We start from the raw sequence: 20,166 nt of genomic DNA, 5'->3' as shown, positions 1-20,166 counted from the left end.
GCCAGTGTGGCGCGATACCGGTTGCTTCCTACTGATGAGCAGGTGGCGGTGTTGGCTGGTCATTGCCGCCACGCCCGGTATGTCTGGAATCTGGCTGTCGAGCAGCAACAGCACTGGCAGCCGGGACGCCGCGCGCCCGGCTACAACGATCAGTGCGCCCAGTTGACGGAGGCCCGCGCCGAACACGACTGGTTGACGGCCGGCTCGCAAACCGTGCAGCAGCAGGCGCTGCGGGATTTCGCTCAGGCAATGCAGAACTTTTTCACTGGATCCCATCGCCGACCGACGTGGCGCAAAGCCGGTGTGCACGAGGGATTTCGACAAATTGCGGTGAAACCGCATCACGTCGAGCGGATCAATCGCCGGTTCGGTCGGGTGTGGGTGCCCAAGGTTGGCTGGGTCCGGTTCCGCTTGTCGCGCCCAGTACCAAAAGGTGTGAAGTCCTACCGGGTCACCTGCGATCGGGCCGGCCGCTGGCATATCGCCTTTGCCCGCGTGCCCGCCCCGATTCCAGGTCCCCAGGACAGCAGTGTGGTGGGTATCGACCGTGGTATTGCGGTATCGGCAGCCCTGTCCACCGGCGAACTGCTGCACGCTCCCGGCCTGAGACCACGTGAGGCCAAGCGGCTCAAGGTGCTGCAGCAGCGCCTGGCCCGTTCTCAGCGTGGCTCTAACCGGCGAGCTCGCACGAAGCGCGCGATCGCGAAGATGAGGGCGCGTGAGGCCGACCGGCGCAAGGACTGGGTTGAAAAGGTCACCACCGATATCGCGCGGCGCTTCGACACGATCCGCATCGAAGCCCTTGACGTGCGTGCGATGACCCGCCGTGCGCTGGGCACCGTCGAGCAGCCTGGTCGGGGGGTGGCGCAAAAGCGCGGCCTCAACCGTGGCATTAGCCGAAGCGGATGGGGTCTGCTCGCCTCGCGTTTGCAGCATAAGGCTTGTGGTCGGGTCGAGCAGATCCCGGCCGCGTACACGTCGCAACGATGTTCCGCGTGCGGGCACGTGGCTCCCGGAAACCGCAAGAGCCAAGCGGTGTTCGAGTGCCAAGCCTGCACCACCGGCCCGTGTAATGCCGATGTGAACGCTGCACGCAACATCGCCGCCGGACGGGCGGTGACAGCACGGGGAGGCCTCGGCACTAGCCGGTCTGAGAACCGTGAACCTCAACACTGCTCTCCTGCCGCATAGGTAGTGGGTGGGTTGGAATCCCTGGCCTCAGCCGGAGGAGGACGTCAAGTCAGTACTTCCGTTCCATCGGCTCGTAACGCGTCTGCACCACCGGCTTGTAGTCCAACCTGATATCGGACAGCAGGTCGGTGCCCTCCTTGTAGGCCATGGTGTGGCGCATGTAGTTGGTGTCGTCGCGGTTGGGGTAGTCCTCGCGGGCATGACCGCCACGGGACTCCTTGCGGTTGAGGGCACCGACGACGGTCACCTCGGCCAACTCCAGCAAGAAGCCGAGTTCGATCGCTTCAAGCAGGTCGCTGTTGTAGCGTTTTCCCTTGTCGTGCACCGTGATTCGGGCGTAACGCTCCTTGAGCGCGTGGATGTCGGTCATCGCCTGCTTGAGCGTCTCCTCGGTGCGGAAGACTGCGGCGTTGTTGTCCATCGACTGTTGCAGCGCGCCCCTGATGTCGGCGACGCGTTCGTTGCCGTGTTCGGAGAGGATGTCGCCGACCCAGCCGACGACCATCCCCGCCGGATCGGCCGGCAGGTCGACGTGGTCGTGTCCGAGTGCGTAGTTCGCCGCCGCGATGCCTGCGCGACGGCCGAACACGTTGATGTCCAGCAGGGAGTTGGTGCCCAGCCGGTTGGAACCGTGCACCGACACGCAGGCGCACTCGCCTGCCGCGTACAGCCCTGGCACGATCGCGTTGTTGTCGCGCAGCACCTGGCCGTGCACGGTGGTCGGGATGCCACCCATCACGTAGTGACAGGTCGGGTAGACGGGCACCAGCTCTGTGACCGGGTCGACACCGAGGTACGTCCGGGCGAACTCGGTGATGTCGGGCAACTTGGCCTCGAGCACGTCCGCGCCGAGATGGCGCACGTCGATGTAGACGTAGTCCTTGTTCGGGCCTGCGCCGCGGCCCTCGAGCACTTCGAGCACCATTGAGCGGGCAACGATGTCGCGCGGCGCCAGGTCGACGATGGTGGGGGCGTAGCGCTCCATGAACCGTTCGCCGTCACCGTTGAGCAAGCGGCCACCCTCGCCGCGCACGGCCTCGGAAATCAGGATGCCCAGGCCAGCCAGACCGGTCGGATGGAACTGGTGAAACTCCATGTCCTCCAACGGAAATCCCTTGCGGAAGACGATTCCAAGACCGTCGCCCGTCAGTGTGTGCGCGTTGGAAGTGGTCTTGTACATCCGACCCGACCCGCCGGTGGCGAACACGATCGACTTGGCGTGAAAGATGTGAATGTCGCCGGTGGCGAGCTCGTAGGCGATGACGCCGGTCGCGACTGGCCCACCTGGCGCCTCGGTGATGGCGATGTCGAGGGCGTAGAACTCGTTGAAGAACTCGACGCCGTGCTTGACGCAGTTTTGGTACAGCGTCTGCAGGATCATGTGGCCGGTGCGGTCGGCGGCGTAACAGGCTCGGCGCACCGGCGCCTTGCCGTGGTCGCGGGTGTGCCCGCCGAAGCGGCGCTGATCGATGCGGCCCTCGGGGGTCCGGTTGAACGGCATCCCCATCTTCTCGAGGTCGTAGACGGCGTCGATGGCTTCCTTGCACATGATTTCGACGGCGTCCTGGTCGGCGAGGTAGTCGCCGCCCTTGACAGTGTCGAAGGTGTGCCACTCCCAGTTGTCCTCTTCGACGTTGGCCAGCGCCGCGCACATGCCGCCCTGCGCGGCGCCGGTGTGACTGCGCGTCGGGTACAGCTTGGTCAGCACCGCGGTGCGCACCCGGGGGCCGGCTTCGACGGCGGCACGCATGCCTGCGCCGCCTGCACCGACGATGATGACGTCGTAGCGATGTTCCTGAATCATCCTGCGTCCCCTAAGAGATATTCGCGTCGAAGGTGACGAGGACATAAGTGCCCAACACCAACGTGAACCCCGTCGCCAGCAACAACAGCGCATTCAGATAGAACCTGGTGACGTTCGTGCGGGCGTAGTCGCCGATGATGGTGCGCATGCCGTTGGCGCCGTGCACCATCGCCAGCCACAGCAATGCCATATCCCAGATCTGCCAGAACGGCGAGGCCCAGCGCTGCGCGACGTAGTTGAAGTCGATCCGGTACACGCCGCCGTCCCAGATCAGCCCGATGAACAAGTGCCCGAGCGCGAGGAACACCAATGCAACGCCGGAGAACCGCATGAACAGCCAGGCGTACTTCTCGAAGTACGGGATGCCCCTCGGGCGTCGGGGTGCGCGCGGATGGTCCAGGCTGGCGGGCCGGTCGTGTTCCTTTTCCTGCACCGGCGCAAGGCGGCCTTCCTTGTGGTGCGGTGTCCACGGCCCGGTCACAGGAATCGCTCCGCCATGTGCATGCCGATCACGCCGATCGCGGCGGTGAATACCGCGATCCAGACGCCAAGTACCACCCACAACATCAGTCGCTGGTACTTCGGACCGTGCTGCCAGAAGTCGACCAGGATGACCCGGATGCCGTTGAGGGCGTGGTAGAGCATCGCCGCCACCAGGCCCACCTCCATGAGGCCGATGATCGGCGTCTTGTAGGTGTTGATGACTTCGTTGTAGGCCTCGGGGCTGACGCGCACTAGCGCGGTGTCGAGCACGTGGACGAGGAGGAAGAAGAAGACCGTGGCGCCGGTGATGCGGTGCAGCACCCACGACCACATGCCCGGGTCGCCGCGATACAGGGTGCGGCGGCGCGGTGGTGACGATCGCGGTGCCGGTAATGCGGAATCCGCGGCTGTCGCTGTACTCATCTCCGACCTCCAACGCCTTCGGTGGACGCTCGGGGCACGCGGGTGGGGACCTCGTGTCGACGTTGCCCAACCTGTACCCAAACCTCGGGGCGACTCTAAACCCATTGTCTTGCTGAAAGAACTAGCGTGGTAGCTCCGGCAGCCGTCCCACCGCAGAAGTTAGGGTCGCCTATCTAGGAACTCGGGGCGTGAAACGGAGGCTTCGGAATGGATTCAGATCGTCGACCGCGGAGATGTCGTGGCCATTGAGATTGACTGGAAGTCATTGCAGTGCAATGCGATTGAGGTGATGTCGCGTGCGTACGCCCCATATTCGCGCTTCCCCGTCGGGGCGGCAGCGCTGACCGACGATGGTCGAATCGTGGTCGGTTGCAATGTGGAGAATGTCTCATATGGCCTAGGTCTCTGTGCCGAGTGTTCTGTGGTCTGCGCCCTGCATTCGGGCGGCGGCGGACGACTCGTCGCGCTGTCGTGCGTGGACGCCGCAGGCGCGTTGCTCATGCCCTGCGGCCGGTGCCGCCAGGTGCTGCTGGAGCACGGCGGGCCCGACATGTTGATCGACCATCCCGCGGGTCCCCGTCCGTTGTCGGTTCTGTTGCCCGACGCCTTCGGTCCCGATGACATGGCCCGCGTGGAGAACCCGTGACGGAGTTCACCTTCGACGCCCCGACCGTCATCAGGACCAAGCGCGACGGGGGAGTGCTCTCGGACGCCGCGATCGACTGGGTCATCGACGGCTACACCCACGGGCGGGTGCACGACGAGCAGATGTCGGCACTGCTGATGGCGATCTTCCTGCGCGGCATGACGCCAGCCGAGATCGCCCGGTGGACGGCGGCCATGATCGGCTCCGGCGAGCGGTTCGACTTCAGCGATCTGCGCCGCAACGGCAAGCCACTGGCGTTGGTGGACAAGCACTCCACCGGAGGGGTTGGCGACAAGATCACCATCCCGCTGGTACCCGTCGTGATGGCCTGCGGCGCGGCGGTGCCACAGGCCGCCGGTCGCGGACTCGGCCACACCGGCGGCACCCTCGACAAGCTGGAGGCCATCGCCGGGTTCACCGCCGAACTCTCCAAAGACCAAATCCGCCAACAGCTTCAAGACATCGGCGCAGCCATCTTCGCGGCGGGCGACCTGGCGCCTGCCGATCGCAAGATCTACGCGCTGCGCGACGTCACCGCGACCACCGAGTCGTTGCCGCTGATCGCGAGTTCGGTGATGAGCAAGAAGCTGGCCGAGGGCGCCGACGCACTGGTGCTGGACACCAAGGTGGGTCGCGGCGCCTTCCTCAAGACGGAGGCGGAGTCGCGCGAGTTGGCCCGCACGATGGTCGAGTTGGGCACCGCGCACGGCGTCGCCACGCGCGCGCTCCTCACCGACATGGACCGGCCGCTCGGACGCGCCGTCGGCAACGCGGTGGAAGTCGCCGAGTCACTCGACGTGCTCGCAGGCGGCGGCCCCGACGACGTGGTCGAGCTGACGCTGGCGCTGGCTCGGGAGATGCTCGACGCGGCGGGGGTCGACGGAATCGATCCTGCCGACACGCTGGCCGACGGAACCGCCATGGACCGGTTCCGCGACTTGGTGTCCGCGCAGGGCGGCGACCTGTCCCAGCCGTTGCCCATCGGGGCGCATTCCGAGACCGTCACCGCGCCGCGTGGTGGCGTGATGGGCGACATCGACGCGATGGCCGTTGGGCTGGCGGTGTGGCGGCTCGGAGCCGGCCGCTCGACGCCAGGCGGGCGGGTGCAGTTCGGCGCAGGCGTGCGCATCCACCGTGGGCCTGGCGAGCCGGTGGTCGCGGGGGAGCCGCTGTTCACGCTGTACACCGACACCCCAGAGCGGTTCGGCGGTGCCATCGCCGAGCTGGACGGGGGATGGAGCGTCGGTGACCAGCCGCCGAAATCGCGGCCTCTGATCATCGACCGGATCGTCGAGTAATCAAAGCCACGGTGAACTTTGCGTCCAATGCGGCCGCGCGCGAGCAAGATGGATGGATGACCACGCCGCTGAGCCTCGACCTCATCAAGCAAGCCCCCAAGGCGCTCCTGCACGACCATCTCGACGGCGGTCTGCGCCCGGCCACGGTGCTGGAACTGGCCGGGGAGACGGGCTATGACGAGCTGCCCGCGACCGACGTCGAGGCGCTGGCCACGTTCTTCCGCACGGCGGCGCACAGCGGGTCGCTGGTGCGGTATCTGGAGCCGTTCGCGCACACGGTCGGCGTCATGCAGACCCCGGAAGCGTTGCACCGGGTGGCCTTCGAGTGCGCGCAGGACCTTGCCGCCGACTCCGTCGTCTACGCCGAAGTCCGGTTCGCGCCAGAACTGCACATCGATCGCGGGTTGTCGCTCGACGCGGTCGTCGAGGCGGTGCTCGCCGGCTTCGCCGACGGCGAGAAGGCGGCGGCCAGTGAGGGCCGCACCATCACCATGCGATGTCTGGTCACCGCGATGCGACACGCCGCCCGTTCGCGCGAGATCGCCGAACTGGCCGTCCGTTTCCGCGACAGGGGCGTGGTGGGGTTCGACATCGCGGGCGCTGAGGCCGGGTACCCTCCGACCCGGCACCTGGACGCCTTCGAGTACATGCGAGGCAACAACGCGCGCTTCACGATTCACGCCGGTGAGGCGTTCGGTCTGCCCTCGATCCACGAGGCCATCGCGTTCTGCGGCGCCGACCGGCTGGGCCACGGCGTGCGGATCGTCGACGACATCGACATCGCCGCCGACGGTTCGGTCAAACTGGGCAGGCTGGCGTCGATCCTGCGCGACAAGCGAGTTCCGCTGGAGATGTGCCCGAGCAGCAACGTGCAGACCGGCGCCGCGGCCAGCATCGCCGAGCACCCGTTCGACCTGCTGGCCCGATCGCGGTTCCGCGTCACCGTCAACACCGACAACCGGCTGATGAGCGACACCACCATGAGCCAGGAGATGCTGCGGCTGGTCGAGGCGTTCGGCTACGGCTGGAGCGATCTCGAACGGTTCACCATCAACGCGATGAAGTCGGCGTTCCTGCCGTTCGACGAACGACTGGCGATCATCGACGAGGTGATCAAGCCGCGCTACGCCGTCCTCATCGGCTGACCCCCGGCGCGCCCGGCCCCACCCCGCGGGCAATCTCTTCTCCGCGAGCGCGCGTGTTTGCGGGCGACACGCCGACTGCTGGGGGTATTTTGCGCGCGCTCGGCCGGGGCTGAGTGTGCGCAGACTGCCGTCGTTTAGCGGCGTGTCGTGCGACAAACACGCACGCTCGCGGGGAGTACTTAGCGCGCCAGCACCTCGCGGACGCGATCGGCGAAGGCGTCGGGGGCCGCGATGAATCCGCCGTGATCGCCGGGGAACTCGACGGGTGAACTGCCAAGCAGTCCGCACAGCGCAGTCGACGTGCGATGCGTGAGCAGGTGACCGGAGTCCACCCCGATGCCGACCAGGACCTCGGTGGAGCTCGCGCGCAGAGCCGCGACGTCGGGCAGGTACCGCGTGGTGTCGCGCAATTCGTGGGTGAAGAAGCGCGCCATGTCGGCCGTGTGCTTGGCCAGCTCTTCCTCGGTCGGCTCGGGTCCCGACGGCGGGCCGAGCTTCGGGTCGGACATGTCGTAGCCCGCGGTGGTCATGAAATGCACGAACGCCGCGTCCGGCCCGTCGCGGTGGAACGTCTCGATGATGGCCTCGGTGCCCGCGCGCTGCGCCTCGGCGTCTGGCAGCAGCTCCAGCAGCGGTGGCTCGTGGGCGATCAGCGTGCGCACCCGGCCCGGGTGACGGGTGACCAGTGCCAAGCCGGTGACCGCGCCGCCGCTCGAGCCGAACACGTCGGCCGATTCGGCGCCGAGAGCGTCCAGGATGGCCGCGACGTCGTCGGCCCGCAGATCGGGGGTGGCGTCCTGCGTGGGGTCGTCGATGGTGCTGCCGGCAAGACCGCGCGGGTCGTAGGTGACGACGGTGCGGTCGGACGCCAGGGCGTCGGCGAGGCCCGCGAAGTCGGTGGTGCCCATGGGGGAACCCACGACGAACAGAAGCGGTCCACCGCGGCGAGCCGCGAATTCAACACCGCCGCGGACCTCGTAGTGCAGTCGGGCGCCGGGGACGTCGAGCGAGCGGGTGGTGATGCCGTCAGTGATGGTCATGCCAGTGTCGACTCGCGACGCGGGCAGAACTCATCGCGCTACTCGGTGCGCAGCCGCGACTCCACGAACGTCGCCAGCGCGTCGAACTGTGCGGCGGCCTTGGCGTAGGGCGCGGGCGGCTTGGTGACCGAGCCGGGTTCGAGCACGTGCGCCACGAACCTGCCGAGCGGCTGGTCGGGGTCGAGTGCTTCGTCGACTGTGGTGTCCTCGGCGTAATCGCTGACGTCCCTGAGCAATTCGACGGCCAATTCGAGCTGCTGGCCATCGACGGCGTCGGGCCCGTCGGTGATGTCATCGGACAGCTCGGTCAACACGTAGACGTTGTCGTCGGTGACCTTGATTCGCAGCGAGCCGTCGGTGGCGGCCGTTCGGATGTCGTCGAAGGTCGCCAGATCCGACAGGTCGCTCTCGTGCTCGTCGGCCAGATACCGGGCCAGGGAGCGCTCGGAGCCGAACACGCTGATCCGGCCGTTGCGGCCGAGGAAGATCGGCTGATCGTCGAGGTAGCAGCGCAGCGTGTAGAACGTCCCGCCGCTGGTCATGATCCGGACCGGATCGATACCGACCTGGCCCCAGAAGTCCGTGTGGCTGCCGAGCACCTGGTTCTGGGCCTGGGCGGCGACCTCGTCGACCTCCTCGTCGGTGTCCACCAAGCCCTCGATCACGACGTCGTCGCCGTCATCGTCCGCCTCCTCGACGACCTCCGGCTCGGGCGCGGGCTCGGCCAGTTCCTCGGCGGCCTTCTCCGACGCAGCGGCGTCGACGTCGGGGGTGGTGACGATGGCGTCGATGGCGTCGATCACACCGTCCCAGGTGCGGCCGATGACCGCCTCGATCTCAGACCAGCGCTTGCGGCCGGCGCGGCCTTCGAACGCGTCGATGCCACCGCCCACCGAGCCGAGCACCGGATTCCCGTTGAAGAGCTTCGACACCACGGTGATGTCGCACACCGATCCGATCGCCTGAACGATGCTCAGCGCGCCGAGAAGCGCGGCGACGGAGTCCTCCGTCGGCTTCTCGGCAACCAAGTCGGGCACGCCGATGAGGTCGTGTTGCTGGTCCTCCGCGGGATCGCAGCGATGCGCCGACGCCTCGATGAGCGCTGGCCACTCGGGGTGGTCGGCCAGGTCGTTCTCGTTGCCCGCCCGGATGAACGCCACCAGGTCTGCGGCCGAGTCGAAGGCGTAGAGGTCCTCGTCGTTGCCGAGGAACGCCTGCCACTCGTCATCGGCGTCACGCCACGACGGGGCCCACAGGGTGTAGAGGTCGCCCTTGGTCAGGCCGAGCCGCACCGGCACGATTTCTGCTGCCATGCGGCACAGCCTAACGACGCGGTCTGGCGACTCCGAGGGTGGTTGGCGATGGCTTCGTTTGTCATGCTGGTCGAATGGGCGCCGACGAGGCCGGTCTGACCCGGCGGCAGCGGATGCGGCTGGACGAGCTGGCGGCGTCTCGTCCTTGGCTGTGGCTTCGACCCGGAGGACGCCGTCCGCACCGCAGCTGAACTCGTCGCTGAGGGGGTCGACGTCGACGGGCTGGTCCAACTCGCCTCCCAGCCGGCCGATGTGAACGCGATCGACAGCCAACAGGTCGAGATCCTCTTTCGTAGCGCGCTCGCCGAGGTCGGTCTCCAACCGTCGTCGAGGGAAACCGCAGGGTGGACATTGGTGCGGCCGATCGCGACCGCGCTCGTCGAAGGCGAGATCCCGCCCGGCACAGGCGCTCATCGGAGCCTGTCGCGTGACTGCGGACACCCCGGCGAGTTGCTCGAGATGCTCCAACTCCACGACGAATGGGAATCGTCGGTCGGGTCCGCCCGTGCCGCGATCGAGGCCGCGATCGTGGCATTCGCTCCCGAAGTCATCGCTGCCGCCGACCGTGGGGCGTGACGCCGCGGCCACGTGCGGGACGATGGCGTCATGCGCGCGGCGGTGTTCGAGAAGTTCGGTGATTCGGTGGACGTCGTCACGGTCGCCGATCCGGCGCCATCGCCAGGGGGCGTGGTCGTCGAGGTGCACGCGACCGGTCTCTGCCGCAGCGACTGGCACGCGTGGGCAGGCCACGACGACGGGGTAGCACTCCCGCACGTCCCCGGTCACGAACTGGTCGGCGTCATCGCCGCGGTGGGCGCCGAGGTACGACGCTGGAGTGTCGGCGACCGGGTGACCACACCGTTCGTCTGCGGCTGCGGGCGGTGCCAGTGGTGCCAGGACGGTCAGGCACAGGTCTGCCCCGACCAGACCCAGCCCGGTTTCACGCACTGGGGCTCCTTCGCCGAATTCGTCGCCCTGCACGCCGCCGACACCAACCTGGTCGCGGTCTCCGATGCCGTCTCCGACGCTGCGGCAGCTGGGCTGGGCTGCCGGTTCGCCACTGCCTACCGCGCGCTGCACGCACGGGCAGGCATCAGACACGGCGAGTGGGTGACGGTGTTCGGGGTCGGCGGCGTTGGGCTCAGCGCCGTGCAGGTCGCGGTTGCCGCAGGAGCCAGGGTGATCGCGGTCGACCGCACGCCGGCAGCACTCGACCTGGCGAGGACCCTCGGTGCCGAGTACACGGTGCTGTCTGACGGAGGCGACGTCCCCGCCCAGGTGCACGACCTGACCGGCGGGGGCAGCCACGTCGCCATCGATGCGGTCGGCGCCCCGGCCACCTGTGCGGACGCCATCCACAGCCTGCGGCGCCGCGGACGCCACGTGCAGGTGGGGCTGCTGCCCAGCATCGACGGACACCCCGCGGTGCCGATGGACCGGGTGATCGCCTGGGAGCTGGACGTTCTCGGTAGCCACGGCATGGCCAGCGTCGACTACCCCGACATGTTGCGACTGGTCGAAGCAGGCACGTTGCGACCGCAGGCGCTGGTCGAGCGGGTCGTCGGGCTGGCCGAAGGCGCCGGTCGACTCCCGTCGGTTGGCACTGCCTCTCCCGTCGGCGTCACCCTCATCGACCCGCGGCTGCCCTAACCGTCACGCGGGCTCCAAGTTTTATTTGAGAAACCTCCAAGCCGGTTCCCAGAAGCTCATCGGGTGACCACCGCGCTGCTCGCCATGCCGGACGTCGAAAAGACTGCAGGCATACGGGCGGCGGCGGGCCAGTTCGAGTTGGCCAGCCGTCACCTGTCGGCGGCGTTGCCGAATGGCGCCGACGGGTGCTCGAGGACCTGGGTGACCTCGAGTTCGTCGCTTCCTTCGCCGCCGCGCTCGTCGAAGACGAAGTCACCGTGCACATCGCCAGAGCTGAGGCCGAAATTGCCTGTGGGCGTGCCGATGCCGTGATCGGCTCGCTCGAGGGCCTTGCCGCCGAGCATCCCTATCGCGAGCCGCTGTGGGTCCAATTGATCATCGCCTACTACGTCGCCGAACGGCAATCCGATGCCCTCGAGGCCTACCGCCGCTTGAAGATCGCCCTCGCCGAGGACCTGGGCATCGAGCCAGGGCCGACGATCCGAGCTCTGCACGAGCGGGTGCTACGCCAAGAGGTCATGGACGCCGTGCTCAGCGACACGGGGACGACGTTCGTCATCACCGATCTGCGCTCTGCCAACGGCGTGTACGCACAAGACCGTCGAATCCGGGGCAGTGTCCCGCTCGCCGATGGCGACCGGATCCGGATCTGCCATCACGAGTTCGTCTTCGAGCTCGAGCCAAGGGACTGATCAGGCGGTCGGCCGCCAGAACCCCTGAAAACCCTGACCCGCGTTGGTAATTCGGATCGGAGAGAGCTGAACCGGATCTCCCGCTTCGACCATCAGGCCGTCACCCGCGATCATCGCGACGTGGCCATCCCACACCGCCAGATCACCCGGGCGCAAGTCGTTCTGACTGACCGCCGCGCCAACATCCTGCTCCTGCGCCAGCCGCGGAAGATCCAGTCCCGCTTCGTGATACGCCCACTGGGTCAGGCCGCTGCAGTCCAGCCCGACGCCTGGCGTAGTGCCACCCCAGTCATACGGCACACCGAGTTGGGTCAGGGCATGCCGGACGGCGCTGGCTGCGACGGCGTTCGGCGCTGTCGCGGTGCTGCCGTCGGGCAGGGTGACCGCGACGCCACTGCCGAACTCCGCAGGATCGGCCAGCTCCCTGGCGGGGGTGCCCGCGTCGGTGTCCGGCCACGAGAACGGCGACCCGCCGCCGGACGCCCCCAGGCCAGGACCCGAGCCCCCAGAACCCGAACTGCCCGAACCCGAGCCGCCCGCCCAGCCCGGCACCGCGGCCGCAGGCACCGTCGGCGTGGCCGGCCCCGCGGGTGCGCTCACCGCCGCGGCCTGCGCGTCCAACTCCATGCGCAATTCATCGACCACCGCGACGGCCTCGTCCAGCGCCCGGCGCGCCTCGGCGATCAGCTCCTCGGCGGCGCCCGGCGCTTCCAGGTCGGCTTCGAGCGCTTCGGCGCGCGCCTCGAACTCCTCGACGATGGTGCGCAGCCGGGCACGCGCGCTGGCCACCGCGTCGGCCGCCTTTGCTGTGCTCGCGCCGAGGCGCTCGGCACGGATCGCCAGTGCGTCGACCGCGGTGACCATCGCGTGGGTGAACTGAGAGGCGGCGTCGGCACCGTCGCCGACCCATTGGCCTGCCGCGTCGTTCCATGCCCGTCGGCCTGCGGCGGACACGTCGGCCAGCGCGTCGCGCGCGCCCGAGAGGACGGCGGCCGCGTCGTCTCCCGACCAGCCCGGTCCGACCTGTGCCTGCACCTCGCGGATGGGCGCCGACAGCGCCGAGACCAGGGAATTGGGCACCGTCACCCGCCAACTGCGGTGATCGACTGCCCGACGCGACGCTCGGTGCCGCCATACGCGGCGGCCGAGGCCTCTGCGGTGCGGCCGGCGGCGGCGACGCGTTCACTCAGCTGCGCTGCGACGCCCGACTCGCGGGCGATCGCCTCGGTCAGCGCTGCCACGAACCGTGCGCCAATGGGGCCGAACGTGGCGGCGCACCCCGGCCCTGCGACCGACCGCAACGTGGCGGCGACGGCATCGAGGTCGGCAGCCTGGCGGGAGTGGGCAGCGCCGAGGGCGCGGATCACGGCGGTATCGGCGAGCACGACGTTATGACGCCGGACGGCCCGCTTCGGTTCCATGGATGTCTCCGACATCGTGGTTCCATGGATGTCTCCGACATCGTGGTTCCACTAGGGTCTCCGCCCATGGACGTTCGCGTTGTCGATCACCCACTGGCCGCGGCGCGGCTGACCACCCTGCGCGACGAGCGCACCGACAACGCCGCGTTCCGCGCCGCGTTGTGCGACCTGACGCTGATGCTCGTCTACGAGGCCACCCGCGACGCCGCGAGCGAGCCCCTCCCGATCCGCACACCGATGGCCGACTTCGTCGGGTCGAAGTTGGCTACTCCGCCGCTACTGGTGCCGGTACTGCGCGCAGGCCTCGGGATGGTCGACAGGGCGCACATGCTGATCCCCGAGGCGAAGGTCGGGTTCGTCGGCGTCGCCCGCAACGAGGAAACCCACGAGCCCACACCGTATCTGGAGTCCTTGCCGGAGGACTTGAGCACGCAGCCGGTGATGGTGCTCGACCCGATGCTGGCCACGGGCGGCTCGATGGCCCACACCGTCGGGCTGCTGCACGCCCGCAGGGCCGCCGACATCACCGTGGTCTGCGTGGTGTGTGCGCCGGAAGGCATTGCCGCACTTGAGAAGGTGGCACCCGACGTCCGGCTCTACACCGCGGCGATCGACGATGGGCTCAACGAGATCGCCTACATCGTGCCTGGGCTCGGCGACGCAGGGGACCGTCAGTTCGGCCCGCGCTGAAGCAGGTCGACGACGTCGGCCCGCAGCTCGTCGAGCAACCGTACTGCGACGGCGCGGGCCGCGGATACGTCGTCGCTCGGCGGTAGCCGAATCTCCAGGTACGCCTTGATCTTCGGTTCGGTGCCCGACGGCCGGATCGCGACCCGCACGCGTTCGCCGGTGTAGATCAATGCATCCGTCCGCTGTTGGCCGCGGCGCTCCAGCAGATCGGCGACCTCCACCGGTTCGCCGCCAACGAGACCGGGCGGTTCGGCGCGCAGCCGCGCCATCACCGTCGCGTCGGCCGGCACTGACACCGCAGTCGTCGTGTGCACACCGTGTGTGCGGGCCAGTGTGTCGAGCGCGTCGAGCAGCGTGCGGCCGTCGTCGCGCAGCGCGACGACCAGGTCGCACACCAGCACGGCTGCACTGATGCCGTCCTTGTCGCGCACCGCGGCAGGATCGACGCAGTGCCCGATGGCCTCCTCGTAGGCGTAGACCAGCGTGGCGCCCGGCAACCCGGCATCCGCGCGGGCCAGCCACTTGAAGCCGGTCAGGGTCTCGACGTGCCGGGCGCCGTGGCTGGCGGCTATCGCCGCCAGCATGCGGGAGGACACCACCGTGCTGGCCACCACGCTTGCGGCCACCACGTCGCCGGGCTCGGTCTGTGACAGCACGTAATCGCCAAGGAGCCAACCGGTTTCGTCGCCGGTGAGCATGCGGCAGCCGGTCGGCGTGGGTACTGCCACCGCGCATCGGTCGGCGTCGGGGTCGAGCGCGATCGCGACATCGGCGTCGACCTTTGCAGCCAGCGCGAGCAGCAGGTCGATGGCGCCCGGCTCCTCGGGGTTGGGGAAGGCGACGGTGGGGAAGTCGGGATCGGGCACGAACTGCTCGGCGACGGTGTGGACGTCGGTGATGCCTGCTTCGCTCAGGACGTGCAGCGCGACCTCGCCGCCGACACCGTGCATCGGGGTGAGCGCGACCCGCACGTCGCCCGTCGTGCGGCGCACCGTGGCAGCGCGCCGGACGTAGTCGTGCATGAGCTCGGTGTCGGCCGGAGACACCTCCGCGCGGGCGATGTCTGTCGGTGCACTCGCCATCGCCGATTCGATGTCGCGGTCGCTCGGGGGGACGATCTGCAGGCCGCCGTCGAGGTAGACCTTGTAACCGTTGTCGGCAGGCGGGTTGTGCGACGCCGTGATCTGCACCCCCGCCACCGCGCGCAGATGGCGCACGGCGAACGCCACCACCGGCGTCGGCGCGGGATCGGGCAGCAGTACGACGGAGAAGCCTTCCGCGGCAAGCACTTCGGCGGTGGCCAAGGCGAAGTCGTCTGACTGGTGGCGGGCGTCGCGGCCCACCACGACCGTCGAACCCCCAAGGCAGCGATCCTTGAGTACCTTGGCCACCGCCCAGCTCGCCCTCGTCACGGTCTCGACGTTCATGCCGTCGGGACCATCGCGCATCGGCCCCCGCAGCCCCGCCGTGCCGAAGGTCAGAGGCTGGAGCGAGGGTCCGGTCATGCGTTCATTGTGCGGCGTCGGCATCTGCCAGCTTTCGCAGCACGGGCGCGACGAGCATCAACAGGTCGAACTCCAGCTCGGTCAGGGTGTCGCGCATCGCCACGTTGAGCCACTTGTCGCGCTCGGCGCGGTCGGCTTGCAACAGCGCGATCCCGTCGGCGGTGGCCTCGATGAGTTGACGGCGCCGGTCGTCGACGTCGGTCCTGCGTTCCACCAGCCCCTGTGCTTCCAGATGGTTGATGCCGTCGGTCAGGGACTGCACGCGCACGCGCATCCGGGTCGCGAGTTCGGCGGGGGTAGTGACGCCGGCCCGACTCACCTCGCTGAGCAGCTGCTGCTGGCTGAGCGTGAGCCCGTTGTCGCTGCGGTGTCGACGAAGTTGGCGGGTCAGCGCCATGATCGACTCCCGCAGTTCGGTGGCGTTCGCGGTGCTTGATCGCATTACCAAGTTATACCTTGGTATTTGCGTGATGAACATCAGGTTGTGAGCTCGAAGTGACAAGTGCATACTTGCATTAATGATGCGATGGACGTTGTTGGTGCTGGTCACGGTTGCCGTGACCGTGCCGCTGACCATCGTCGGCGTGCCCTCGGCGGCGCTGTTCGCCGCACTGGTCGTCGGCATGGTGCTGGCCTTGCTGTCCTACGCTCCGGGGCGCGTCCCCCGCAAGGCGGGCATCGCCGCGCAGGGCGTGCTTGGCGTCTACATCGGCACGATGGTGCACCGCGACGCGCTGACGGCGCTTGGCGCGGACTGGCCGATCGTGCTCGGGGTCGCCGTTGCCACGCTGGTGCTGAGCATCATCGCCGGAGCTCTGCTCGGCCTGCACCGCGACGTCAGTCCGCTCACGGGAGCGCTCGCATTGGTCGCGGGCGGCGCGTCGGGTCTGGTCGCGATCGCCAGGGAACTCGGTGGCGACGACCGCGTGGTCGCCGTCGTGCAGTACCTGCGCGTCGGGTTGATCACCGCGTCGATGCCCGTCGTGGTCACCCTCGTCTATCACGCCCAGAAGACCGGACACTTCGCCCCGTCCGCCCAAACCAGTTCGGCCCCTTGGTATCTCAGCATGGCGATGATCGTCGCCATCGTGCTCGTCGGCGCAACGGGCGGTAAGCTCATCCGACTGCCTGGCGCTGGGCTGCTCGGCCCGATGACGATCACCATCGCATTGCAGCTCACCGGGGTTTCGTTCGGGTTGTCGGTGCCGTTCGTGCTCGTTCAACTCGGCTACGCCGTGATCGGTTGGCAGGCAGGTGTCGCGTTCACCAAGACGTCCTTCAAGGCCATCGGGCGAGCGCTTCCCGCCGCACTGGCGCTGATCGTCCTACTCAACGTCGCGTGCGCGGGACTTGGCGTGCTGTTGGCGCACACGACCGGGATCAGTCCCCTAGAGGGTTACCTGGCCACCAGCCCCGGCGGCGTCTACGCGGTGCTGGCGACGGCCGTCGAGACGGGATCCAACGTCACGTTCATCATTGCCGCGCAGGTGGTGCGGGTGCTGCTCATGCTGTTCGTCGCTCCGCTGATGGCACGCGGCGTCGTCGCGCTGACCAAGCGGTTCGCCTACAGGCGGGCCAGCACGTCGGCCAGCAGGGAACCCATCCGCGTCGCCGACTGACGTCCGGCCTCGAGCACCTCGACGTGGCTGAGCGGCTGTCCCGTCATGCCCGCGGCCAGGTTCGTCACCAGCGAGACGCCCAGTACCTCAGCCCCGGCCGCCCGCGCCGCGATCGTCTCGTGCACCGTCGACATGCCGACCAGGTCGGCGCCAAGCGTGCGCAGCATCCGGATCTCGGCGGGCGTTTCGTAGTGCGGCCCTGGCAGCCCGGCGTAGACGCCCTCGGTCAGGGTCGGATCGACGTCGCGGGCCAGGTCCCGCAGTCGCGGCGCGTATGCGTCGACGAGGTCGACGAACTGGGCGCCGACGAGCGGTGAACGTGCGGTCAGGTTGAGGTGATCGCTGATCAGCACCGGCTGGCCCACCGTGAAGTCCTCGCGCAGCCCACCCGCGGCGTTGGTCAGCACGACCGTGCTGGCGCCCGCGGCGCAGGCCGTGCGGACGGGATGCACGACGTGGCGCAGGTCATGGCCCTCGTAGGCGTGGGTGCGGCCGAGCAGCACCAGCACCCGCCGGTCACCGACCGGGACGGCGAGTGCCTGTCCGCCGTGGCCTGCCGCGGTCGGCGGGGTGAACCCCGGCAGATCGGCCATGGCGACGACGGCGGACGGCTGACCGAGTTCCGCGGCGGCGGGCGCCCATCCCGAGCCGAGGACCACGGCGACGTCGAAGGAGTCCACGCCGGTGCGTGCCAGGAGTTCTGCGGCGGCCGCTTCCGCGGTGGCCTGGGGATCGGTCGCGCCAGTCACGAGAAGGAAGCCTACGTCGGGCGTCGACTGAGCAAAGTTGACTGAGCAACCAGTGTGACGAAGTGCGAGTGGCGATGGCCGCCAGCGCTACCTCAACGCGACGAAGTGGGCATCAGCCAGCGGTGAGATACTGCCAGGATGCCCACCGCCACCGCCTCGACGACCGTCGAGGATGTAGTCCAGCGACGTCGTGGCGACTTGATCGAGTTGTCGCACTCGATCCACGCCGAGCCCGAGCTCGCCTTCAACGAACATCGCAGCTGTGCCAAGACGCAGGCGCTCGTCGCCGACCGCGGATTCGAGATCATGGCCGCGCCCGGCGGGTTGGACACCGCGTTCCGTGCCGAGTACGGCAGCGGGTCGCTGGTCGTCGGCATCTGCGCCGAGTACGACGCGCTGCCCGAGATCGGTCACGCCTGTGGGCACAACATCATCGCGGCGTCCGCGGTCGGCGCGGCGCTGGCGCTGGCCGACGTCGCCGACGAGCTGAACCTGACGGTGGTGCTGCTCGGCACGCCCGCCGAGGAGGCCGGAGGGGGCAAGGCGCTGATGCTCGAGGCGGGCACGTTCGACGACATCGCCGCGACGGTGATGCTGCACGCCGGGCCGCTCGACATCGCCCGCGCACGTTCGTTGGCGTTGTCGCAGGTCGCGGTCGTCTACTCGGGCCGAGAGGCACACGCGGCGGTCGCGCCGTATCTGGGTCTGAACGCCGCCGACGCGATCACCGTCGCGCAGGTGGCGATCGGGCTGCTGCGGCAGCAGTTCGCGCCGGGGCAGATGGTGCACGGCATCGTCACCGACGGCGGACAGGCCACGAACATCATTCCGGCACGCGCCGAGATGGAGTACACGATGCGCGCCAACGACGCCTGGTCGCTGCGCGAACTCGAGGGCAGGATGTCGGACTGCTTCCTGGCAGGCGCGGTGGCGACCGGCTGCGAGTTCGACGTCTCGGAGACCGAGCCCTCCTACCTCGAGCTGACCCCCGACCAGTGGTTGGCCGACGTCTTCCGCGCCGAGATGGTGCGGATGGGCCGGACTCCCGTCGCCGTGGAGGTCGAGGCCGCGCTGCCGCTGGGTAGCACCGACATGGGCAACGTCACGCAGGTGATGCCGGGCATCCACCCGATCGTGGGCATCGACGCCAACGGCGCGTCGATCCACCAGCCCGGATTCGCGGTTGCGGCAGCGGGACCGAGTGCCGACAAGGCCGTCGTCGAAGGGGCCATCATGCTGGCGCGCACGGTCGTCGCGCTGGCCGAGACGCCCGCTGAGCGGGACCGCGTGCTGCGCCTGAAGGCGGATCGCGCATGAGCATCAGGGATCACACCGACGCGTGGCTGACCGGCCACGTCAATGATCTGGTGGCGTGGCGCAGACACATCCACGCCAACCCCGAGCTGGGCCGCCAGGAGTTCGCGACGACGCAATTCGTCGCGTCGCTTCTGGCCGACGCCGGCCTGAACCCGAAGGTGCTGCCCGGCGGCACCGGTCTGACGTGCGACTTCGGCCCGGAACACGGTCCGCGGGTGGCGCTGCGGGCCGACATGGACGCGTTGCCGATGACCGAGCGGACCGGCGCGCCGTACGCGTCGCTGATGCCCGGTGTCACCCATGCCTGCGGCCACGACGGGCACACGTCGGTGCTGCTTGGCGCGGCCCTTGCGCTGGCGTCGGTGCCCGAGCTGCCGGTCGGCGTGCGGCTGGTCTTTCAGCCCGCCGAGGAGCTGATGCCCGGTGGCGCCATCGACGCCATCGCGGCGGGTGCCCTCAACGGCGTGTCGCGGATATTCGCGCTGCACTGCGATCCGCGGCTGCAAGTCGGCAAGGTGGCGGTCATCGCGGGCCCGATCACGTCGGCGGCCGACCAGGTGGAGATCACGCTGCGCTCGCCCGGTGGGCACACCTCGCGGCCGCACCTCACCGGTGACCTGGTGTACGCGCTGGGCACGCTGATCACCGGCGTTCCCGGCGTGCTGTCGCGACGCGTCGACCCGCGGGACAGCACCGTCATGGTGTGGGGCGCGGTGAACGCCGGGGTGGCCGCCAACGCCATCCCGCAGTCCGGCACGGTGGCAGGCACCATTCGAACGGCCAGCCGAGAGGCCTGGGTCGCGATGGAATTGCTTGTCCGCGAAATCGTTTCGTCGTTGATGGCGCCACTGAACGTCGACTACAGCGTGCAATACCGGCGCGGCGTTCCGCCGGTGGTCAACGAAGCGGTGTCGACGCGCATCCTCACCCATGCCATCGAAGCCGTCGGGCCCGACGTGCTGTCCGCCACCCGTCAGTCGGGCGGCGGCGAGGACTTCTCCTGGTATCTGGAGGACGTGCCCGGCGCGATGGCCCGCCTCGGCGTCTGGTCGGGGCGCGGGCCGCAGCTCGATCTGCACCAGCCGACGTTCGATCTCGACGAGCGGGCGCTGGCCGTCGGCGTGCGGGTGATGACCAACATCGTGGAGCAGTCCGCGCTGCTCTAATTCCCTTTCCCGCG

At 68.7% G+C, this 20,166-nt stretch carries 20 protein-coding genes and 1 pseudogene; 11 read left to right on the top strand and 10 right to left on the bottom strand.

The window, feature by feature from the left end:
• Positions 1 to 6 precede the first annotated feature (6 nt).
• Positions 7 to 1,191, top strand: coding sequence for an RNA-guided endonuclease TnpB family protein (locus HNP02_RS29125; protein WP_184444107.1), 1,185 nt, complete (start codon positions 7 to 9; stop codon positions 1,189 to 1,191).
• A gap of 49 nt (positions 1,192 to 1,240) precedes the next feature.
• Here the strand turns inward: HNP02_RS29125 and sdhA are convergent, their stop codons facing one another.
• From sdhA to sdhC, 3 genes are read right to left on the bottom strand one after another with little or no spacing between them, the layout of a single operon-like run.
• Positions 1,241 to 2,995, bottom strand: a complete 1,755-nt coding sequence (gene sdhA, locus HNP02_RS29120) for a succinate dehydrogenase flavoprotein subunit (RefSeq protein WP_184444106.1) — start codon at positions 2,993 to 2,995, stop codon at positions 1,241 to 1,243.
• A 10-nt stretch (positions 2,996 to 3,005) separates the two neighbouring features.
• Complete coding sequence (locus HNP02_RS29115) at positions 3,006 to 3,476, bottom strand: succinate dehydrogenase hydrophobic membrane anchor subunit (RefSeq protein ID WP_184444105.1); 471 nt, start codon at positions 3,474 to 3,476, stop codon at positions 3,006 to 3,008.
• Positions 3,473 to 3,901: a succinate dehydrogenase, cytochrome b556 subunit gene (gene sdhC, locus HNP02_RS29110; RefSeq protein ID WP_184444104.1), complete on the bottom strand. Its 429-nt coding sequence runs from the start codon at positions 3,899 to 3,901 to the stop codon at positions 3,473 to 3,475. The genes HNP02_RS29115 and sdhC overlap by 4 nt, the downstream gene beginning before the upstream one ends.
• A 238-nt stretch (positions 3,902 to 4,139) precedes the next feature.
• On the opposite strand from sdhC, the gene HNP02_RS29105 reads away from it, so the two are divergent.
• From HNP02_RS29105 to HNP02_RS29095, 3 genes are read left to right on the top strand one after another with little or no spacing between them, the layout of a single operon-like run.
• Positions 4,140 to 4,547: a cytidine deaminase gene (locus HNP02_RS29105; protein ID WP_184444103.1), complete on the top strand. Its 408-nt coding sequence runs from the start codon at positions 4,140 to 4,142 to the stop codon at positions 4,545 to 4,547.
• On the top strand, positions 4,544 to 5,845 hold the full coding sequence (locus HNP02_RS29100; RefSeq protein ID WP_184444102.1) for a thymidine phosphorylase: 1,302 nt from the start codon (positions 4,544 to 4,546) through the stop codon (positions 5,843 to 5,845). The genes HNP02_RS29105 and HNP02_RS29100 overlap by 4 nt, the downstream gene beginning before the upstream one ends.
• A 56-nt stretch (positions 5,846 to 5,901) precedes the next feature.
• A complete protein-coding gene (locus HNP02_RS29095; protein WP_184444101.1) occupies positions 5,902 to 6,990 on the top strand; it encodes an adenosine deaminase in 1,089 nt (362 codons plus the stop codon).
• Between the two features lie 179 nt (positions 6,991 to 7,169).
• Here the strand turns inward: HNP02_RS29095 and HNP02_RS29090 are convergent, their stop codons facing one another.
• On the bottom strand, positions 7,170 to 8,030 hold the full coding sequence (locus HNP02_RS29090; protein WP_184444100.1) for an alpha/beta fold hydrolase: 861 nt from the start codon (positions 8,028 to 8,030) through the stop codon (positions 7,170 to 7,172).
• A 38-nt stretch (positions 8,031 to 8,068) separates the two neighbouring features.
• Positions 8,069 to 9,343, bottom strand: a complete 1,275-nt coding sequence (locus tag HNP02_RS29085; protein WP_184444099.1) for a primosomal protein — start codon at positions 9,341 to 9,343, stop codon at positions 8,069 to 8,071.
• 252 nt (positions 9,344 to 9,595) lie between these two features.
• On the opposite strand from HNP02_RS29085, the gene HNP02_RS29080 reads away from it, so the two are divergent.
• From HNP02_RS29080 to HNP02_RS29070, 3 genes and pseudogenes are all read left to right on the top strand, one after another.
• Positions 9,596 to 9,919, top strand: coding sequence for a hypothetical protein (locus HNP02_RS29080; protein WP_184444098.1), 324 nt, complete (start codon positions 9,596 to 9,598; stop codon positions 9,917 to 9,919).
• 30 nt (positions 9,920 to 9,949) lie between these two features.
• On the top strand, positions 9,950 to 10,993 hold the full coding sequence (locus tag HNP02_RS29075; RefSeq protein WP_184444097.1) for a zinc-binding dehydrogenase: 1,044 nt from the start codon (positions 9,950 to 9,952) through the stop codon (positions 10,991 to 10,993).
• A gap of 96 nt (positions 10,994 to 11,089) precedes the next feature.
• Positions 11,090 to 11,685 (top strand): annotated as a pseudogene (locus HNP02_RS29070) (BTAD domain-containing putative transcriptional regulator); the annotation flags it as partial.
• Here the strand turns inward: HNP02_RS29070 and HNP02_RS29065 are convergent.
• Both HNP02_RS29065 and HNP02_RS29060 read right to left on the bottom strand, forming a co-directional pair.
• A complete protein-coding gene (locus HNP02_RS29065; protein ID WP_184444216.1) occupies positions 11,686 to 12,765 on the bottom strand; it encodes a C40 family peptidase in 1,080 nt (359 codons plus the stop codon).
• Between the two features lie 2 nt (positions 12,766 to 12,767).
• On the bottom strand, positions 12,768 to 13,121 hold the full coding sequence (locus tag HNP02_RS29060) for a hypothetical protein (protein ID WP_255507071.1): 354 nt from the start codon (positions 13,119 to 13,121) through the stop codon (positions 12,768 to 12,770).
• 51 nt (positions 13,122 to 13,172) lie between these two features.
• Between HNP02_RS29060 and upp the strand changes: the two genes are divergently transcribed.
• Positions 13,173 to 13,796: a uracil phosphoribosyltransferase gene (upp, locus tag HNP02_RS29055; protein WP_184444096.1), complete on the top strand. Its 624-nt coding sequence runs from the start codon at positions 13,173 to 13,175 to the stop codon at positions 13,794 to 13,796.
• Here upp and HNP02_RS29050 read toward each other — a convergent pair.
• Together HNP02_RS29050 and HNP02_RS29045 are read right to left on the bottom strand one after the other, a co-directional pair.
• A complete protein-coding gene (locus tag HNP02_RS29050; RefSeq protein WP_255507070.1) occupies positions 13,778 to 15,301 on the bottom strand; it encodes a phospho-sugar mutase in 1,524 nt (507 codons plus the stop codon). The two genes, upp and HNP02_RS29050, sit on opposite strands and share 19 nt — an antisense overlap.
• A gap of 4 nt (positions 15,302 to 15,305) precedes the next feature.
• Complete coding sequence (locus HNP02_RS29045; RefSeq protein WP_184444094.1) at positions 15,306 to 15,743, bottom strand: MarR family winged helix-turn-helix transcriptional regulator; 438 nt, start codon at positions 15,741 to 15,743, stop codon at positions 15,306 to 15,308.
• 76 nt (positions 15,744 to 15,819) lie between these two features.
• Between HNP02_RS29045 and HNP02_RS29040 the strand changes: the two genes are divergently transcribed.
• Positions 15,820 to 16,920, top strand: coding sequence for an AbrB family transcriptional regulator (locus HNP02_RS29040; RefSeq protein ID WP_184444093.1), 1,101 nt, complete (start codon positions 15,820 to 15,822; stop codon positions 16,918 to 16,920).
• On the opposite strand, the gene HNP02_RS29035 is transcribed toward HNP02_RS29040, so the two are convergent.
• On the bottom strand, positions 16,866 to 17,669 hold the full coding sequence (locus tag HNP02_RS29035) for a purine-nucleoside phosphorylase (protein WP_184444092.1): 804 nt from the start codon (positions 17,667 to 17,669) through the stop codon (positions 16,866 to 16,868). The two genes, HNP02_RS29040 and HNP02_RS29035, sit on opposite strands and share 55 nt — an antisense overlap.
• 138 nt (positions 17,670 to 17,807) lie before the next feature.
• Here HNP02_RS29035 and HNP02_RS29030 point away from each other — a divergent pair, with 138 nt between their 5' ends.
• Both HNP02_RS29030 and HNP02_RS29025 read left to right on the top strand, forming a co-directional pair.
• Positions 17,808 to 18,986 carry a M20 family metallopeptidase gene (locus HNP02_RS29030; protein WP_184444091.1) on the top strand — a complete coding sequence of 393 codons (1,179 nt, stop codon included), beginning with the start codon at positions 17,808 to 17,810 and terminating at the stop codon, positions 18,984 to 18,986.
• A complete protein-coding gene (locus tag HNP02_RS29025) occupies positions 18,983 to 20,152 on the top strand; it encodes an amidohydrolase (RefSeq protein ID WP_184444090.1) in 1,170 nt (389 codons plus the stop codon). The genes HNP02_RS29030 and HNP02_RS29025 overlap by 4 nt, the downstream gene beginning before the upstream one ends.
• Positions 20,153 to 20,166: the final 14 nt, after the last annotated feature.

This window comes from Mycobacterium sp. AZCC_0083, assembly GCF_014202335.1.
Lineage (GTDB): Bacteria > Actinomycetota > Actinomycetes > Mycobacteriales > Mycobacteriaceae > Mycobacterium.
The sequence above is the reverse complement of the archived record's forward strand: the minus strand, read 5'-3'. Positions and strand labels throughout refer to the sequence as shown.

Excerpts from the sequence above, each read along its gene's own strand:
- sdhA (WP_184444106.1), bottom strand. The coding sequence starts at position 2,995 with ATGATTCAGGAACATCGCTACGACGTCATCATCGTCGGTGCAGGCGGC.
- sdhC (WP_184444104.1), bottom strand. The coding sequence starts at position 3,901 with ATGAGTACAGCGACAGCCGCGGATTCCGCATTACCGGCACCGCGATCG.
- HNP02_RS29095 (WP_184444101.1), top strand. The coding sequence starts at position 5,902 with ATGACCACGCCGCTGAGCCTCGACCTCATCAAGCAAGCCCCCAAGGCG.
- HNP02_RS29090 (WP_184444100.1), bottom strand. The coding sequence starts at position 8,030 with ATGACCATCACTGACGGCATCACCACCCGCTCGCTCGACGTCCCCGGC.
- HNP02_RS29085 (WP_184444099.1), bottom strand. The coding sequence starts at position 9,343 with ATGGCAGCAGAAATCGTGCCGGTGCGGCTCGGCCTGACCAAGGGCGAC.
- HNP02_RS29075 (WP_184444097.1), top strand. The coding sequence starts at position 9,950 with ATGCGCGCGGCGGTGTTCGAGAAGTTCGGTGATTCGGTGGACGTCGTC.
- HNP02_RS29060 (WP_255507071.1), bottom strand. The coding sequence starts at position 13,121 with ATGTCGGAGACATCCATGGAACCGAAGCGGGCCGTCCGGCGTCATAAC.
- upp (WP_184444096.1), top strand. The coding sequence starts at position 13,173 with ATGGACGTTCGCGTTGTCGATCACCCACTGGCCGCGGCGCGGCTGACC.
- HNP02_RS29050 (WP_255507070.1), bottom strand. The coding sequence starts at position 15,301 with ATGACCGGACCCTCGCTCCAGCCTCTGACCTTCGGCACGGCGGGGCTG.
- HNP02_RS29045 (WP_184444094.1), bottom strand. The coding sequence starts at position 15,743 with ATGCGATCAAGCACCGCGAACGCCACCGAACTGCGGGAGTCGATCATG.
- HNP02_RS29040 (WP_184444093.1), top strand. The coding sequence starts at position 15,820 with ATGATGCGATGGACGTTGTTGGTGCTGGTCACGGTTGCCGTGACCGTG.
- HNP02_RS29030 (WP_184444091.1), top strand. The coding sequence starts at position 17,808 with ATGCCCACCGCCACCGCCTCGACGACCGTCGAGGATGTAGTCCAGCGA.
- HNP02_RS29025 (WP_184444090.1), top strand. The coding sequence starts at position 18,983 with ATGAGCATCAGGGATCACACCGACGCGTGGCTGACCGGCCACGTCAAT.